This is a genomic window from Roseovarius sp. (genome assembly GCF_018066915.1).
GTDB lineage: Bacteria > Pseudomonadota > Alphaproteobacteria > Rhodobacterales > Rhodobacteraceae > Roseovarius.
This window is the reverse complement of sequence record NZ_JAGPVV010000212.1, coordinates 1-14988: the sequence shown is the minus strand read 5'-3', so window position 1 is coordinate 14988 and position 14988 is coordinate 1. Positions and strand designations below refer to the sequence as shown.

16 protein-coding genes are annotated in these 14988 nt (G+C 65.1%); 10 read left to right on the top strand and 6 right to left on the bottom strand.

Going from position 1 to position 14988, the window contains the following annotated elements:
* Positions 1–58: 58 nt before the first annotated feature.
* The gene (gene acuI, locus KBT70_RS11900; protein ID WP_296633426.1) at positions 59–1051 is read left to right on the top strand and encodes an acryloyl-CoA reductase; all 993 of its coding nucleotides are present in this window, start codon (positions 59–61) and stop codon (positions 1049–1051) included.
* A 53-nt stretch (positions 1052–1104) separates the two neighbouring features.
* Entirely contained in the window at positions 1105–1620 is a 516-nt protein-coding gene (locus KBT70_RS11895; protein WP_296633423.1) for an N-acetyltransferase, read from the top strand.
* Positions 1621–1622: 2 nt separating this feature from the next.
* Here the strand turns inward: KBT70_RS11895 and KBT70_RS11890 are convergent, their stop codons facing one another.
* Complete coding sequence (locus tag KBT70_RS11890; protein WP_296633420.1) at positions 1623–2417, bottom strand: alpha/beta fold hydrolase; 795 nt, start codon at positions 2415–2417, stop codon at positions 1623–1625.
* Positions 2418–3014 carry an amino acid synthesis family protein gene (locus KBT70_RS11885; RefSeq protein ID WP_296633395.1) on the bottom strand — a complete coding sequence of 199 codons (597 nt, stop codon included), beginning with the start codon at positions 3012–3014 and terminating at the stop codon, positions 2418–2420.
* A 112-nt stretch (positions 3015–3126) separates the two neighbouring features.
* Here KBT70_RS11885 and KBT70_RS11880 point away from each other — a divergent pair, with 112 nt between their 5' ends.
* Complete coding sequence (locus KBT70_RS11880) at positions 3127–4014, top strand: LysR family transcriptional regulator (protein WP_296633392.1); 888 nt, start codon at positions 3127–3129, stop codon at positions 4012–4014.
* Positions 4015–4042: 28 nt separating this feature from the next.
* Here KBT70_RS11880 and KBT70_RS11875 read toward each other — a convergent pair whose 3' ends face one another.
* Both KBT70_RS11875 and KBT70_RS11870 read right to left on the bottom strand, forming a co-directional pair.
* Positions 4043–4777, bottom strand: a complete 735-nt coding sequence (locus KBT70_RS11875) for a hypothetical protein (RefSeq protein ID WP_296633389.1) — start codon at positions 4775–4777, stop codon at positions 4043–4045.
* 27 nt (positions 4778–4804) lie between these two features.
* Positions 4805–5311 carry an RNA polymerase sigma factor gene (locus KBT70_RS11870; RefSeq protein ID WP_296633386.1) on the bottom strand — a complete coding sequence of 169 codons (507 nt, stop codon included), beginning with the start codon at positions 5309–5311 and terminating at the stop codon, positions 4805–4807.
* Between the two features lie 191 nt (positions 5312–5502).
* Between KBT70_RS11870 and KBT70_RS11865 the strand changes: the two genes are divergently transcribed.
* Positions 5503–6939, top strand: a complete 1437-nt coding sequence (locus KBT70_RS11865) for a S8 family serine peptidase (protein WP_296633384.1) — start codon at positions 5503–5505, stop codon at positions 6937–6939.
* A 9-nt stretch (positions 6940–6948) separates the two neighbouring features.
* On the opposite strand, the gene KBT70_RS11860 is transcribed toward KBT70_RS11865, so the two are convergent.
* The gene (locus tag KBT70_RS11860) at positions 6949–8271 is read right to left on the bottom strand and encodes an AarF/ABC1/UbiB kinase family protein (protein ID WP_296633381.1); all 1323 of its coding nucleotides are present in this window, start codon (positions 8269–8271) and stop codon (positions 6949–6951) included.
* Positions 8272–8335: 64 nt separating this feature from the next.
* Entirely contained in the window at positions 8336–9361 is a 1026-nt protein-coding gene (locus KBT70_RS11855; protein ID WP_296633378.1) for a LacI family DNA-binding transcriptional regulator, read from the bottom strand.
* Positions 9362–9566: 205 nt separating this feature from the next.
* Here KBT70_RS11855 and denD point away from each other — a divergent pair, with 205 nt between their 5' ends.
* From denD to otnK, 6 genes are all read left to right on the top strand, one after another.
* Positions 9567–10550, top strand: coding sequence for a D-erythronate dehydrogenase (gene denD, locus KBT70_RS11850; protein ID WP_296633376.1), 984 nt, complete (start codon positions 9567–9569; stop codon positions 10548–10550).
* A 56-nt stretch (positions 10551–10606) separates the two neighbouring features.
* Positions 10607–11575, top strand: a complete 969-nt coding sequence (locus tag KBT70_RS11845) for a TRAP transporter substrate-binding protein (protein ID WP_296633373.1) — start codon at positions 10607–10609, stop codon at positions 11573–11575.
* A gap of 60 nt (positions 11576–11635) precedes the next feature.
* Positions 11636–12136 carry a TRAP transporter small permease gene (locus KBT70_RS11840; protein ID WP_296633371.1) on the top strand — a complete coding sequence of 167 codons (501 nt, stop codon included), beginning with the start codon at positions 11636–11638 and terminating at the stop codon, positions 12134–12136.
* Positions 12133–13419 carry a TRAP transporter large permease gene (locus tag KBT70_RS11835; RefSeq protein WP_296633368.1) on the top strand — a complete coding sequence of 429 codons (1287 nt, stop codon included), beginning with the start codon at positions 12133–12135 and terminating at the stop codon, positions 13417–13419. The genes KBT70_RS11840 and KBT70_RS11835 overlap by 4 nt, the downstream gene beginning before the upstream one ends.
* Positions 13416–14306, top strand: a complete 891-nt coding sequence (ltnD, locus tag KBT70_RS11830) for an L-threonate dehydrogenase (protein WP_296633366.1) — start codon at positions 13416–13418, stop codon at positions 14304–14306. The genes KBT70_RS11835 and ltnD overlap by 4 nt, the downstream gene beginning before the upstream one ends.
* Positions 14306–14988 (top strand): 3-oxo-tetronate kinase (gene otnK, locus KBT70_RS11825; RefSeq protein WP_296633364.1); only part of this gene is annotated, 683 nt, incomplete at its 3' end. The genes ltnD and otnK, both read left to right, overlap by 1 nt.

Below are 14988 nucleotides of genomic sequence, written 5' to 3'. Positions count from 1 at the left end.
GGTATTTTTGGCCAGATGAAGCGAGGCGCGTGCGCCTTGCAGGAAAAAGGAGAGAGAGATGTTCAAGGCATTGGTCGTCGAGAAAGACGCGGAGAGCGGCAAGACATCGGCGGGGGTCAAGGAGTTGACGCTTGCGGATCTGCCCGAGGCCGAGGTGACGGTTGCGGTCGAATATTCCACCGTGAATTACAAGGACGGGCTCTGCATCGGGCCGGGGGGCGGCTTGGTGCGGTCCTATCCGCATGTGCCGGGGATTGATTTTGCGGGCACGGTCGAGGCAAGTTCTGACGACCGGTACAAGCCCGGCGACAAGGTGGTTCTGACCGGCTGGCGCGTGGGCGAGGCGCATTGGGGCGGGTATTCGCAAAAGGCGCGGGTGCGCGCCGATTGGCTGGTGCCTTTACCTGCGGGATTGGATACCCGCGCGGCGATGGCGGTGGGCACCGCGGGCTTTACCGCCATGCTGGCGGTGATGGCGCTCGAGGATCACGGGCTGAAGCCGGGGCATGGCGAGGTGCTGGTCACGGGCGCTGCAGGCGGCGTGGGATCGGTGGCCACCGCCATTCTGGCGCATCTGGGGCACGAGGTGGCGGCCGTGACCGGGCGGCCCGAGCAGGAGGAATACTTGCGCGGGCTGGGGGCAAGCCGCATCGTGCCGCGCGAGGAGTTGGCCGAGACCGTCAAGCGACCGCTGGAGAGCGAGAACTGGACAGGCTGTGTCGATGCCGTGGGGGGCGCGATGCTGGCGCGGGTGCTGGGCCAGATGAAATATGGTGCAAGCGTGGCCGCCGTGGGATTGGCGGGGGGCGCGAACCTGCCCGCGACGGTCATTCCGTTCCTCTTGCGCGGTGTCAACCTACTGGGCATCGACAGCGTGATGCAGCCCTATGCCAACCGCCTGCGGGCCTGGGAGCGGATTGCGCGTGATCTGCCGATGAACAAGCTCGAGGCGATGATCACCCCTGCCAAGCTGGAGGATTTGCCGCGTCTGGGCGCGGATATTCTGAAAGGGCAGGTCAAGGGCCGGGTCGTGGTCGATCTGAACGCCTGAGACTTGCCAAAGCGCGCGGCCCCCGCTAGCCATGGCAGGCGGGGGAGAGCGGCATGACAGAACAGGCAGGCATGACCATCAGGCTGGCGCGGGAGGCGGATTTTGCCGCGCTCTGGCCCATCGTGCGCGATGTGATCCGGGCGGGCGATACCTATGCCATCGAGCCGGGGCTGACCCGCGAGGCGGTGCGCACAATCTGGATGGAGGCGCCGCGCGCCACCTATGTGGCCGAGCGCGGTGGCGAGGTTCTGGGCACCTATTACCTCAAGACCAATCAGGCCGGGGGTGGGGCGCATGTGTGCAACGCCGGGTATATGGTGGCCGAGGCCGCCCGTGGGCAGGGGATCGCGCGGGCCATGTGCGTGCATTCGCAGGACGAGGCGCGCGAGCTTGGCTATCTGGCGATGCAATTCAATTTCGTGGTCGAGACCAACCGGGGGGCGATTGCCCTCTGGCAGAGCCTTGGGTTTGAAACCGTGGGGCATCTGCCGCGCGCCTTTCGTCATCCGCAGGCTGGGTTGGTGGATGCGCGGGTGATGTATAAATGGTTGGGCGACGGGGCGGAATAGGCTCAGGCGTGCAGGCTGAGAAACTGCGTGAGCCTGCCCGCAAAGGCCTGCGGCGCCTCGATGAGACCAAGGTGGCGCAAGCCGGGCAGGATGTGGCATTGGCTGTCGGCGATCTCTTGTGCGATGGCCTCTGCCATGGCCGGGGTCGAGCCGCTGTCGTCTTGGCAGGTGATCACAAGCGCCGGTAGCGCCAAGGGCGGAGCGGGCCGGATCAATTCGGTCACGCCCTCTGCCAGAACCAGCCGATGCGCTGCATAACTGGCGGGGTCGGTGGCGAGCACGGTCTGGCGGATGACTTCGACCTTTTCAGGGCTTTGCGTGCGAAATTCCGGCGTGAACCACCGCTCGAGGGCTGCGTCGATGGTGGCGGCAGGACCGCCCGAGGCGGCCTCGCGGGCCTGTGCCGCGACCCGCGCCTGAAGATCAGGGGCGCGTTCGTGCGGCGAATTGAGAATGGCAAGCGCCGAGACACGGGCCGGTTGATCGAGGGCGGCGCGCCGGTTGATCATCCCGCCAAGCGAAAATCCCACGAGGGCCGCGCGGGGCAGGGCCAGCCGGTCCATCAGGGTCACGAGTTGCTCTGACAGGGTCGTCAGGGTGAGCGGGCCGACATGCGGCGCGCTCGCGCCATGTCCGGGCAGATCGTAGCAAAGCACGCGAAAATGCCGCGCCAGAAGCGGCGCGATCACGCCCCATGTGCTCTGCCGCGAGAGGCCAAGACCGTGGATCAGCACCACAGCAGGGGCGTTCTCGGGGCCGCTCAGGTCATAGGCCGTGCCCTCGGGCGTCCGCGCCATTCAAACGCCCGCCGGATTGTCGACGTCATGCCCCATCTCGCGCAGATCCTCATAGCGGTTGCCGATGCGGTGATGCGGATGCCCGCCAACCGAGGCACCAAGGGCGAGGATGATTTCATCCTCGGCGGGGGCATCGGGCACAACGGTGTGGATGGTCTGGTAATGCGAGCGCCGCCCGGCGTCATCCTTGTCCATCAGCGGGATCATCAGCGCCGCGCCCGCAGCGCCGCGCGTGTTGGTGAAGGCGAGGTAGGTCTTGGCCTTGACCGCGTCGCGGAACTGGTTACCGAACCAGAGCGTGTGGGTGAGGGCCATGGCATGTTCCAACTCGCCGCCCATGCCGACGACGCTGGCCTTGCCATAGCCTTCGAGCCGGTCGCCGGTGACGTCAAGGATCATGTCGGTCAGCATCCGGCCCAACACCGGGCCTTGCGCGCGGATTTCGGGGCCGAGATCCTCGACATGCCCGCGCCCGAACCACGGATTGCGGATGATCGCCATGGCGGCGACGAGCAGCGTGGGGTCGGCCACATCCTTGCCGCCTTCGCGGTGGGTGCGTTGCACGAGGGTGAGGCTGCGGCGAAGCTCTAGGGTCATGGTCTGTCCTTGGTGATTTGAGGCGGCCGGTGGAAAGTGACACAAAGGGAGCATTCTTGAAAACGAATTGTTTTGCTGCAAACATGCGGAAAATCCGAATTGAGAGTCCTTGATGAACATCACCGCCTTGCAGACCTTTCTGGCCATCGTCGACACCGGCAATCTGGTGCGCGCCTCGCAAAAGCTGAACGTGACGCAATCGACGGTCACGGCGCGGCTCAAATCGCTGGAGGATGAGCTGGGGCAGCAGCTTCTCAATCGGCAGAAATCGGGCACGACCCTGACGCCGGCGGGCACCAAGCTGTTGCGCTATGCGCGGATCATGACCGGGCTGTGGCGGCAGGCGCGCTATGAGACGGGTTTGCCTGCGGGTCTCAGTTCGGTCTGCACCTTTGGCTGTGATCGCGAGTTGTGGCACGGGCCGGGGCGGGCGTTCTTTGACGGGGTGGTGCAGGGCCATCCCGATATGGCCGTGTCGGTGCAGCAGGGGGGCGGGCGCGAGTTGGAGGACTGGCTGGCGGCGGGGCTGGTGGATGTGATCCTGACCTATGGGGCCTCGGCGCGGGGCAATCAGACCGTCTATGCCTTGCCGCCCGAGGAACTGGTGCTTTATTCGGACCGCGAAGTGACCTCGATCCGGGCCGATCCCAAGTATATTTTCGTGGATCACGGCGAGGAATATCGCCGCGCCCATGGCGAGACCTATCACGATGCAGGCATCGCGCGGGTCAGTTTCGACAGCTCGTTCTGGGCGCTGCAATTCCTGTTGGAGCGGGGCGGGTCGGCCTATTTGCCGCGTGCATTGGCGGCCCCGCTCGTGGCCGAGGGGCGGCTTTTTGAGTTGCGCGAGGCGCCGATCTATAGCCGCAAGAAGATGCTTGTGGTCAATGACAGTGCTGCGGCGAATTGGGACTGGTTCGCGCCCTTGGTGGGCGCGCTCCGGGCGCGGTCGGCGGATTGGCTGGAGCATTCGGACCGGCGGTTTGTCATTCCGGGGTAGGGGTGTTTCTATTGCGCCCCGCGCGCCCCTATTTCAGAAAGGCGCGCTCTTCGTCCGGGGTCATGGGCTGGCCTGCACCGGTGGCGGTAAAGAAGGCATCGAGTGCCTCGAGGGCTGAGGCGGGGGTGTATCCGGCCTCGGCCCCTGCATCACCGGCCTGCGCCATGGCAAACTGCAACTGCCAATCGCCATCTGCGCGACAGGCAACGGCGACATAGCCACCGCCTGCGGGCGTTGCCGCCTCGTATTCCCGGCAAAACTGGCCAGCGGCATCGGTGAAGGAAGAGACCACCGTCAGGGCGGTGCCATCCGTCAATTGCGCCGCCGTGCCCGACGGCAGGCTGTCAAGCTGCTCGGTCATGGCGGTGCTGAAGGGCGCGCCAAGAGGGGCCTCGGCCCCACCTGAGAGCATCAACCCCGCCCCCAGACCCACGGCGAGCGCAAGGCTTGCTGCAAGCGCCATCGGCTGCCAACGGGTCGGCGCGGCGGGTGCGGGTGCTGCGCGCAGGGGCACCACATTGGATGCCTCTGGTGGCGCGCTGGCCTCGCCCATGGCGCGGATGCGCGCAACGAGCGCGTCCGACACCGTGGCCTCTGGCAAGTCCTGCATCGCCTGCCGGGCCAATTCTGCGGTCTCGACAAAGAGCGCGTAGCGTTCGGCCAAGGCCACATCGGCGGCGATGCGCGCGTGCAGGGCCTCGGCCTCGGGTCCGGTGATCTCGCCATCGGCGAGGGCCATCAATCTGTCGTCGTCCATCTGCATCGGTCTGATCCTTCCCCTGACACGGGGTTAACGGCTGGGGTCGCGGTCTATTCCCACGGATTTTGCAAGAGCGATCCGGGCGCGGCTGAGGCGGCTCATTACGGTGCCTTGAGGAATGTCGAGGGTTGCGGCGGCTTCGCCATAACTGAGCCCTTCGAAACAGACCAGATGCAGCACCATGCGCTGATCCTCGGGCAAACGCGCCATCGCGGCACGCACCGCGTTCAGGGTCAGGCGGTCATCGGTCTGGGCGGCGCTGTCGATGGGGTCGGGTTGTGGGCTTTCGTGGATGTCCACGACCTCGCCGCGGGTGGCATCGCGGCGCAGCGTGTCAATCCAGGCGTTGCGCAGGATGCGAAAAAGCCAGGGTTGCAATTGGGTTGCGGGATCAAACCGGTCGCGGGCACGAAACGCCCGTTCGGCGGTGATCTGGACCAGATCCTCGGCCAGATCGCCCCGGCGGCAGAGCGAGAGGGCAAACCGTTTGAGGGCGGGCAGAAGGGCCACGACATCCTCGGTAAACTTGTCAGACATCAATATGCGGCCCTTGGAACAGCGTGCGGGAATAAAACCGGGGTTACAGCGTTTTGTGTAACATGGCATGTTGAGGCAAGGCGACAAGAGGAGAAAATTCCGTGCGCGTTTTACGAGCGATGTTGGTGTGGGTCCTGATCCTCGGGATTCTTCCACTTGGACCCTGGGCTGAGGGGGGTTTCCCTGCGACGATGGCTTGGGCGGGTGATGGTGATGGCGGCGGCGGCGATGGTGATGGCGGCAGCGACGGCGACGGCGGTAGTGACGGTGACGGAGACGGTGACGGTGACGGCGATGACGGAGGCAGCAGCAGCAGTAGTAGCAGCAGCGACCAAGGCGACAGCGGGGCTGGAGGTGTTGGTGGGGGTGAAATCAAGTTTCGTGAGTATCGCCGCACCCTGCGCGCGCTCTTGGGGGCGACGCCCCCGCGACCGGAACGGCGCGCTACCCTTGCCCCCCGTGCCGCACCGCGCCCGACCGAGGCCCCGCGCGAGATCATCGCGCGCGGACTGAGCGACGCGGATGCCGCAGCACTTGCCGCGCAAGGCTATGGTGTCCTCAACCGGATTGATCTGGCCAGCCTTGGGGTCAATATTCAGCGCCTTTCGGTGCCGGAAGGCACCACGCTGGCCGAGGCGCGGGCAGCGGTGCAGGCCTTGCCCACCGGCGAGACCGCGGATTTCAACCATTATTACCGCGCTGAGGCCGAGGAGTTGCCGACACCCATAGAGGGTGCGGTCCTTCCGGCCCCCTGCGACGGGCTGCATTGCCCGGCGCGGGCGCTGATCCACTGGCCTGAAAACATCGGGGCGCAAACCTGCGGTGCGCCGGTCACACTTGGCATGATCGACACCGGGATCAACACGGATCACGCCGCCCTTGCAGGCGCACAGGTGGCGCTGACGCGAGTGGCACCCGAGGATTACAACGCCTCGGATGCCATTCACGGCACGGCGGTGGCCGCGATCCTGGTGGGCGATCCGGCCTCGCGCGCGCCGGGGCTTTTGCCGGGGTTGCCGCTGGTGGCGGTGGATGCGTTTCACAAGGAGGCGGGCGATGAGCGCGCCGATGTCTTTACGCTGGTGCAGGGATTGGATCAGTTGATCGGCGCCGGGGCGACGGTGATCAACCTTAGCCTCGCCGGGCCGCCCAACACGGTGCTGGAGGATACGCTGGCGGCAATCGAGGCGGCGCAGAGCGCGGTCATCGTGGCCGCCGCGGGCAATGGCGGACCAAACGCGCCGCCCGCCTATCCCGCCGCCTATGACAGTGTCATCGCTGTGACGGCGGTGGACAAGGGCGGGCGGGCGTATCGTCGCGCGGGACGGGGGCCGCATGTCGATCTTGCGGCACCGGGGGTCGAGGTCTGGACGGCGGCCTCAGTTCAGGGGGCAAGGTGGAAAACCGGCACTTCCTTTGCTGCGCCCTTTGTGGCGGCGGCTGCGGCGCTCTGGCGACAGACCTATCCCGAGATGACCCCGGCGGAAATCCGTGCCGCTCTCAGCCAGAGCGCGGCTGATCTGGGTGCGCCGGGGGTGGATGAGGTCTTTGGCCACGGGCTGCTAGATCTTGGCGGGCGCTGTCCCGTGGCAGGCGCGGACATGCTCTTGCCGGTGCTGGCCGAGTAGGGCGCGCGCTCAGCGGTGGCGCTCCAAAAGCGGGCGCAAGGCGACGCGCGCCCTCAGTTTGGCGGCCAAGAGGTAAATGCCGCCGATCTTGCGGTGCAGAAACATCGTGGCGGGGGGCGGCACATGGGTCAGCTCCCGCTCGGACCCCATCGCCAGCCCCATGTCGCGCAGGGTCGCGACCATATCGGATATGCCAAAATCATAGGGCTCGCTCTGGCGCAACGGCGCCATGGCGGTGTCGAACATCTGAAGGATCAGCGCCTGATGCCGGGGCGCGGTGGCTGCATCGAAATAGCCAATACGCAGCATGGCGGCGCGGGTTCGCGCGGCGTCCTGATCGAGGGCCGCGTTGAGCAGGGTGCGGAAATCAGAGGTGAGCGCCGGATCAATCGCCATCACCGCCCCGAAATCCAAGAGCACGATCCGCCCTGTGGCAGGGTCAAAGCGGTAATTGGCCAGATTGGGATCGGTCTGCATCAGGCCAAAGTCGAAAAGTTCCCGCAAGGTCAGGTCGATCAGGTGCTGTGCCACATGATCGCGCAGATCTTGCGGGGCATCGGTCAGCGCCTCGATGGGCTGGCTCTCGACATAGGTCATGGCGAGCACCTCGGGCGTGCTGAGATCGGGCTGAAATTCCGGCAGGCGAAACGCCTCTGACCCGGCAAGAAGCTGATGGAAGGCGCGCAGGTGGCGCGCCTCGGCGATATAATCCGCCTCTTGATGCAGTTGCGCCTTGGCCTCGCGCAGCATCGGGGCAAGGTCCATCTCGCGCGGGATGACGCCCGGCACGCGCAGGAGCGTCGCCAGATTGTCGATGTCGCTGTCAATGCTGGCGCGCACGCCGGGGTATTGCACCTTGATCGCCAGATCGCGGCCATCGGGCGTCTGAGCGCGGTGGACCTGCCCGATCGAGGCGGCGGCGAAGGGGCGCAGATCAAAGCGTTTGAAGCGCCCATACCAGCCCGTGCCCCAAGCGGTATTGAGCACCGATTGCAATTGCTTGGGCGGCATATGTGGGGCCTCGGCACGCAGAGCGGCCATGATCGCGGTCATCTCGGGCGGCAGCACAAGGCCCGTGTCCATCGACAGCATCTGCCCCAGTTTCATCGCAGCCCCCCGCATCTGACCCAGATCGCGGGTCACGCGCCGCGCGGTGGCCGGGGTCAGCAGCAGGCCGGGCAGGTGCGGGCGCTGGCCTTGGGCCATCTGGCGCAGGCCACCGGCCAGCATATCGCCCATGATGCCGGTGGTCATGCCGCCCAAACGCAGCATGCGGCCAAGGCGGTGGCCGGGCACGGGGGCGGTTCTGGTCTGGTCTGTGGGATCGCTCATGCCGCCTGCCTCTGCTGCGTCTTTGTCAGGGGCTAGATGGGGCGCGGGCGCGCGATTGCCAGCCTCAGGCTGTGGCACCGGGGACAAGACGAAAGTCGATCTGCGTGATCCGGGGCGGGCTCTCACCCTTGAGGCGGCGCAGGATAAGGTCAGCGGCGACAAAGCCGATGCGTTCCCGGTTCGAGGCGATGGTGGTCAGCGGCGTGGGCAGCGCCTGCCCGATGCCTAGCCCGTTGAACCCGGCCAAGGCGATGTCTTGCGGCAGCGCGAGACCGGCGGTCTGACAGTGAAAGACGCCGCCGACGGCCATATCGTCATTGGAAAAGAACACCGCCTCGGGGCGCGGATGGGTATGGGCCAGCAGCCGTGCCAGCCCCTCGCGCCCCAAGGGCACCGACGAAGGGCCATCAAGGATGAGCGTTTCACAGAGGGTCAGCCCCAGTTCGGCCAGCCCGTCGCGGAACCCGTCCAGCCGGGCGAGGGCGCGGAAATCGGTGGCGATGTCGTGGCCGATATAGGCCATCCGGCGATAGCCGCGCCCAATCAGGTAATGCGCCATGGCACGGCCTGCGGCGCGGTGCGAAAAGCCTACGGCCATGTCGGCGGCGTCGGGGTCGGTATCCATCACCTCGACCACCGGCATTTCGGCGGCCTGCAAGAGCGCGCGCGTGGCCGCATTGCCAGAGGTGGGGGCCAGCACAAGGCCCGCCGGACGCCACGACAGCAGGTCCCGCAAGAGATGCTCCTCGCGCGCCGCATCGTAATGGGAAATCCCCAGGATTGGGTGATAGCCATCATCCTCCAGGCGGCTCTCCAGCCCCTTGAGCACATCGGCAAAGACGATGTTCGAGAGCGAAGGGAGGATCACCGCGACCTGACGCGAGGCCCCGCCCGCGAGCGTTCCCGCAAGGCGGTTCGGCACGTAATTCAGCGCGTGCGCAGCGCGTTCGACCTTGAGTTGGGTATCCTTGGCGACGGCGCTACCGCCGCGCAGCGCACGGCTGGCGGTGATTTCACTGACGCCTGCGGCCTTGGCCACCTGTGAGAGGGTGGGGCGACGGGACGGGGTATCGGGCGCGTTCGGGTCCATGACCCCAGATTGCGCAAAATGACGGCGCTGTCATTGAAAATCTGTGAGTGGGCGGGTGTGAAGGCGCGCGATGAGGAGTTCGGCAGGTTCTATAAAGCAGAAAAATGGGCTTTAACGCGTTACCCTTGCCTTGAGAACCTTCGGACAGAACCATATTGACAGCGCTGTCATAACTTGCTTCAGTCCGCTGCGAGGGGGATCTGGCGTGCGTATTCTGATTACCGGAGCAGCGGGATTTATTGGCCAACGCGTCGTGCGCGCGCTCTCAGAGCGTGACAGCCTGATTGTGGACGGGCAAGAGCGGCGGATTGCGGTCCTCCTTGCGACCGATATTGCCGAGGCCCCGTTGCGCGATCTGGCGCAGTCCCGCCGCCGGGTGCATGCGGTGCCGGGCCCCTTGGACAGTTCAGCGATTTTGGCGCGGATCGTCGAGGATGCGCCGGAACTGGTGATCCATCTGGCCGGTGTCGTCTCGGGGCAGGCGGAGGAGGATTATGCGCTGGGCATGGCGGTCAACCTGCACTCCACCATTGCCCTGATCGACGCCTGCCGCAGCCTGCGCAAACCGCCGGTCTTTGTCTTTTCCTCATCGGTCGCGGTGTTTTCCTGCGCCGACAATGACACGATTTCCGAAGCCACCTTGCCTGCACCGCTCTCGTCCTATGGCACGCAAAAGCTGATGGGGGAATTGCTGGTGCGTGATGCCAGCCGCAAGGGGTTCATAAAAGGCCGCGCGCTGCGCTATCCGACCATCGCGGTGCGGGCGGGCAAGCCCAATCGCGCGGCATCGGGCTTTGCCAGCGGGATCATCCGCGAGCCTCTGGCCGGGATGGCGGCGGAATTGCCGGTGGGGCGCGATTTGCGGATGCATCTGGCCTCGCCCGCCAAGGCGCTCGACTATACGCTGACTGCCGTTGGGCTGGCGCAATCCGATCTGGGTCTGGAAACCACCGTGACCCTGCCGGGCATTTCGGTGACAGTGGGCGCGATGCTGGCGACGCTGGAGGCGCTGGCGGGGTCGGAGGTGACAGCGCGCGTTACAGAGCGGCCCGATCCCGCGATCGAGCGGATCGTGACCACATGGCCGGGACAGATCATCACGCCGCGCGCCGAGGCGCTGGGATTTGCGCCCAACCGGGATTTTGCCGAGATTGTCCGCGAACATATGGATAGTCTGACAAGAAGCTGACGGGGCGCGGGAGGCACCGGACGGCTGAACCAACGAAAACCAAGGAGGAGGATCACATGAGACATTTTGCACTGGGTGCGCTTGCTGCGCTGGGTCTGGCCACCACGGCCGGGGCACAACAGAATATCGTGGTGGGCCATGCGCTGTCGCCCACCTCGCATTACGGGGTGGGGGCGCAGGCCTTTATCGACACGTTGACCGAATTGTCGGGCGGTGCCTTTACCGGCGAGCAGGCCCCCGCCGGGCAATTGGGCGGCGAGCGGGACATGATCGAAGGGCTGCAAATCGGCTCGCTCGATGTGGTCATCACCTCGACCGGCCCCTTGGGCAATTTTGTGCCGCAGGTCTATGCGCTCGATCTGCCGTTCCTCTTCCGTGACTATGACCATGCCCGCACCGTGCTGGATGGCGAGATCGGGCAGGAATTGCTGGATGAGATCAGCAAGAACAATCTGGTGGCGCTGGCGTGGTCCGAGAACGGGTTTCGCCACGTGACCAACTCGCAGCGCGCCGTGCGCACGCCCGAGGATCTGGCGGGGCTCAAGCTGCGGACCATGGAGAACAAGGTGCATATGGCGGCGTTCGAGGGTATGGGTGCCGCCCCCACGCCGATGGCCTTCCCCGAGCTTTTCTCGGCGCTGCAACAGGGTGTGGTCGATGGGCAAGAGAACCCGGTCACGGTGATCACCGCGTCTAAATTCTGGGAGGTCCAGAAATATGTCTCGCTCACCGGGCATGTCTATTCGCCTGCTGCTGTTCTCGCCTCGCCGGTCCTGCTCGATAGTCTGACCGATGAGCAGCGCGGATGGTTTGCAGAGGCGGCCAAGGCCAGTGCTGCGGCAACGCGGGCAGAGGTCAACCGTCTGGAAGAGGCAGGCGTCGCCCTCTTGCGCGAAAACGGCATGGAGGTGATCACTGACATCGACAAGGCCCCGTTTGCGGCATTGGCCGAAGCGGCGTCCTATTCCGTCTATACGGATCAATACGGCGGCGAGATGATCGAACGGATCAAGGCTGTCGAGTGATCCAAGGCATGAAGCTGACCCCGGTGCGTTGCGCGCACCGGGGCTGAAGGCAGGGCGCGCATGACATTGTTTCTGAAGTTCGAGGCCATGACCACGCAACTGGCCTTGCGGCTGGCAATCGGCTTTTTGCTGATCGCGGTCGGACTTGCGCTCTATCAGGTCACGACGCGCTTTGTCTTTGGGCATCCCTCGACATGGTCCGAGGTGATCACCCGCTCGGCGATGATCTGGTGCGTGTTTCTGGCCGTGGCCCCGGCGTTTCGCGAAGGGGCGATGATCGCGGTTGAAATCGTGCAAAAGATTTTGCCGCCGCGCCTTGGCTTCGCGCTCTACCTTGTGTCGATGGGGCTGTCGGTGCTGTTTTTCTGCATCCTCTTCTGGCAGGGCTGGGCGATGACCGCACGGGTCATGTCGCAAAAGCTGGCGGCACTGGAAATCTCTATCGCTTGGGTCTATGCGGCGCTGCCGGTGGGGTCGGTGTTTATCCTGCTGGCTATTTTGGGTTGTGTGATACGAGCGGTTCAAAAGGGCGCGGTTGAGTTTTCGGCGGGCCTGCAATGAACGCAGCCCTTGCCCTGTCGCTCGCGATCTTTTTTCTGGCCGGGGTGCCGATTGCGGTGGCGATTGGTCTCGCCTCGGTCATCGGGATCGAGGCCAATGGCCGCTTGCCGCTCTTGTTAGTGGCGCAGCGGATGTTCACGGGGATCGACAGTTTCCCGCTCATGGCGATTCCGCTCTTTATCCTCGCGGGCAATCTCATGTCGGCGGGGGGCATTTCGCATCGGTTGGTGGAATTGGCGAAATCCATCGTGGGTGGCATCCAAGGCGGTTTGGCCGCGTCCTGTGTGCTGACCTGCATGATGTTCGCCTCGGTCTCTGGCTCGTCGGTGGCGACAACCTTTGCGATTGGCGCGATTCTCATTCCGGCGATGGTGAAACACGGCTATCCGGCCCCCATGGCGGCCTCGGTTCAGGCAAGCTCTGCTGAGTTGGGCGTGCTCATTCCGCCGTCGATCCCTCTGATCCTCTACGGGGTGTCGACCGATACCTCGATTGGGCAGTTGTTCCTTGCGGGCATCGGGCCGGGGTTTCTGGTCGCGGGATCGTTGATGGCACTGGTGCTGATCCTCTGCCGGGTGCGGGGCATTGGCCTTGAGGATGGGCGCGACCGGCCAAGGGTGGGCCCCGCGCTCTGGTCCGCCTTGCCTGCGTTGATCGTGCCGGTGGTCATCCTGGGCGGCATCTATTCGGGCGTTTTCACACCGACCGAGGCGAGTGCGGCCGCCGTGGCCGCCGCCGTGATCGTGGGCATGGGATTTTACCGCGAATTGCGCTTTGCGGACCTGCCAGACATCCTGAAAAAGACGGTGCTGGCGACCGCGGCGATCATGCTCATCATTTCGGCGGCGGCGCTTTTCTCGTTCCTCATCACGCGCTCTGGCCTGCCCAATGAAATCGCGGCTTGGTTCAAGGATATTTTCGAGAGCCGCTTTGCCTTTCTCTTGGTCGTAAACCTGATGCTGCTGGTGGTGGGTATGTTCATCGAGACATCGGCGGCGATCCTTGTGCTGGCTCCGATATTGGCGCCGATTGCGGTATCCTACGGGGTGGATCCGGTGCATTTCGGGCTGATCCTCGTGGTCAATCTGGCGCTTGGGATGATCACCCCGCCGCTGGGCGTCAATCTCTTCGCGGCCTGCGCGGTGGCCAATCTCTCGATCGAGAAGGTCATTCCGCACCTCTTCTGGTTCGTGCTGACCGTGTTCGGCGCGCTCATGCTGATCACCTATATTCCGGCCATCACGCTCTGGCCGATGCAAACCATTCTCTCGGTGGGACCATGACAGAGATCGTGCATTTTGTGGGGCTGGGGTCGATGGGCCTTGGCATGGCGCAATCGGCGCTGCGTGCCGGGTTCGAGACCTATGGCCATGATCCTGATACCGCGCGGCGGGATTTGCTGGGTGCGGCGGGTGGTCGCGCGCTCGACCGGGCGTCGCCCAAGGCGGGGGTGCTCGTTTGTGTCGTGCTCAATGCCGCGCAGACGCGTGACGCGCTCTTTGGGGCGCAAGGCTGGGCCGAGGGGGTGCAGACGGGCGGCGTCATTCTGGGCTGTGCCACGGTCGCGCCAGAGTTTGCCCGCGAGATGGAGGACGAGGCGGCACGCCGGGGGCTCCATTATCTCGATGCGCCGATTTCGGGCGGGGCGGTCAAGGCGGCGGAGGGGCGACTGTCAATCATGGCGTCGGGGCGGCCTGAGGCGTTTGCGCGGGCCGAGGCGGTGCTGGCGGCATTGGCCGAAACGGTGCATCGCTTGGGCGATTGCGCAGGGCCGGGATCGGCGATGAAGGCGGTCAATCAGTTGCTGGCGGGTGTGCATATCGCCGCGATGGGCGAGGCGCTGTGTTTTGCCACCTCTCAAGGGCTTGATCTGGCCCGTGTGTTGGAGGTGATCAAGGTGTCGGCGGGCAATTCCTGGATGTTCGAAAACCGCGCGCCGCATGTGATCGAGGCGGATTATGCCCCGCGTTCGGCCATCGACATCTGGCCCAAGGATCTGGGCATCGTTCGGGATATTGCCGCGCGCGCGGCCCTGCCTCTGCCGCTGGTCGAGGCGGCGCTGTCCGAGTATCGCGCAGCCTCTGAGGCCGGATTGGGCCGCGCCGATGACGCGGCCATTACAAAACATATCGCCGCGCGCGCAGGCCTTCGATTGCCGGGGGACGACTGATGCTCTTGGGCTGTATCGGCGATGATTTCACCGGATCGAGTGATCTGGCCAATACCCTGACCAAGGCGGGGATGCGGTCGGTGCAATATGTGGGCGTGCCGGATGCGCTGGCCGATGCGGGGGTCGAGGCCGGGGTGGTCGCGCTCAAATCCCGCTCGATCCCGGTGGCCGAGGCGGTGGCGCAATCGCTGGCGGCGCTTGATTGGTTGCGCGCGCAGGGGTGCCGGCAGTTTCTGTTCAAATATTGCTCGACGTTTGATTCAACGCCTGAGGGCAATATCGGCCCGGTGGCCGAGGCCTTGGCCGAAGCCTTGGGGGCGCGGCAAGTGATCTTTTGCCCGGCCTTTCCGGGCGCGGGGCGGACGGTCTATCAGGGGCATCTATTTGTGAATGACCGGCTCTTGAGCGAGAGCGGGATGCAGCATCATCCGCTCACTCCGATGACCGACCCCGATATTCGCCGCTGGCTAGGCGCGCAGGTGCGTGGCACGGTCGGTCATCTGGGCGCGCAGGTCGTGCGGCAAGGGGCGGGGGCGATCCGGGCGGCATTAGCGGCGCAAGAGCATCGGTTGATCGTCGCGGATGCGATCAGCGATGCGGATCTGGTCGCCTTGGGCCATGCGGCGGCGGACTTGCCCCTGATCACAGGCGGATCGGGCATTGCCATGGGTCTGCCGGATAA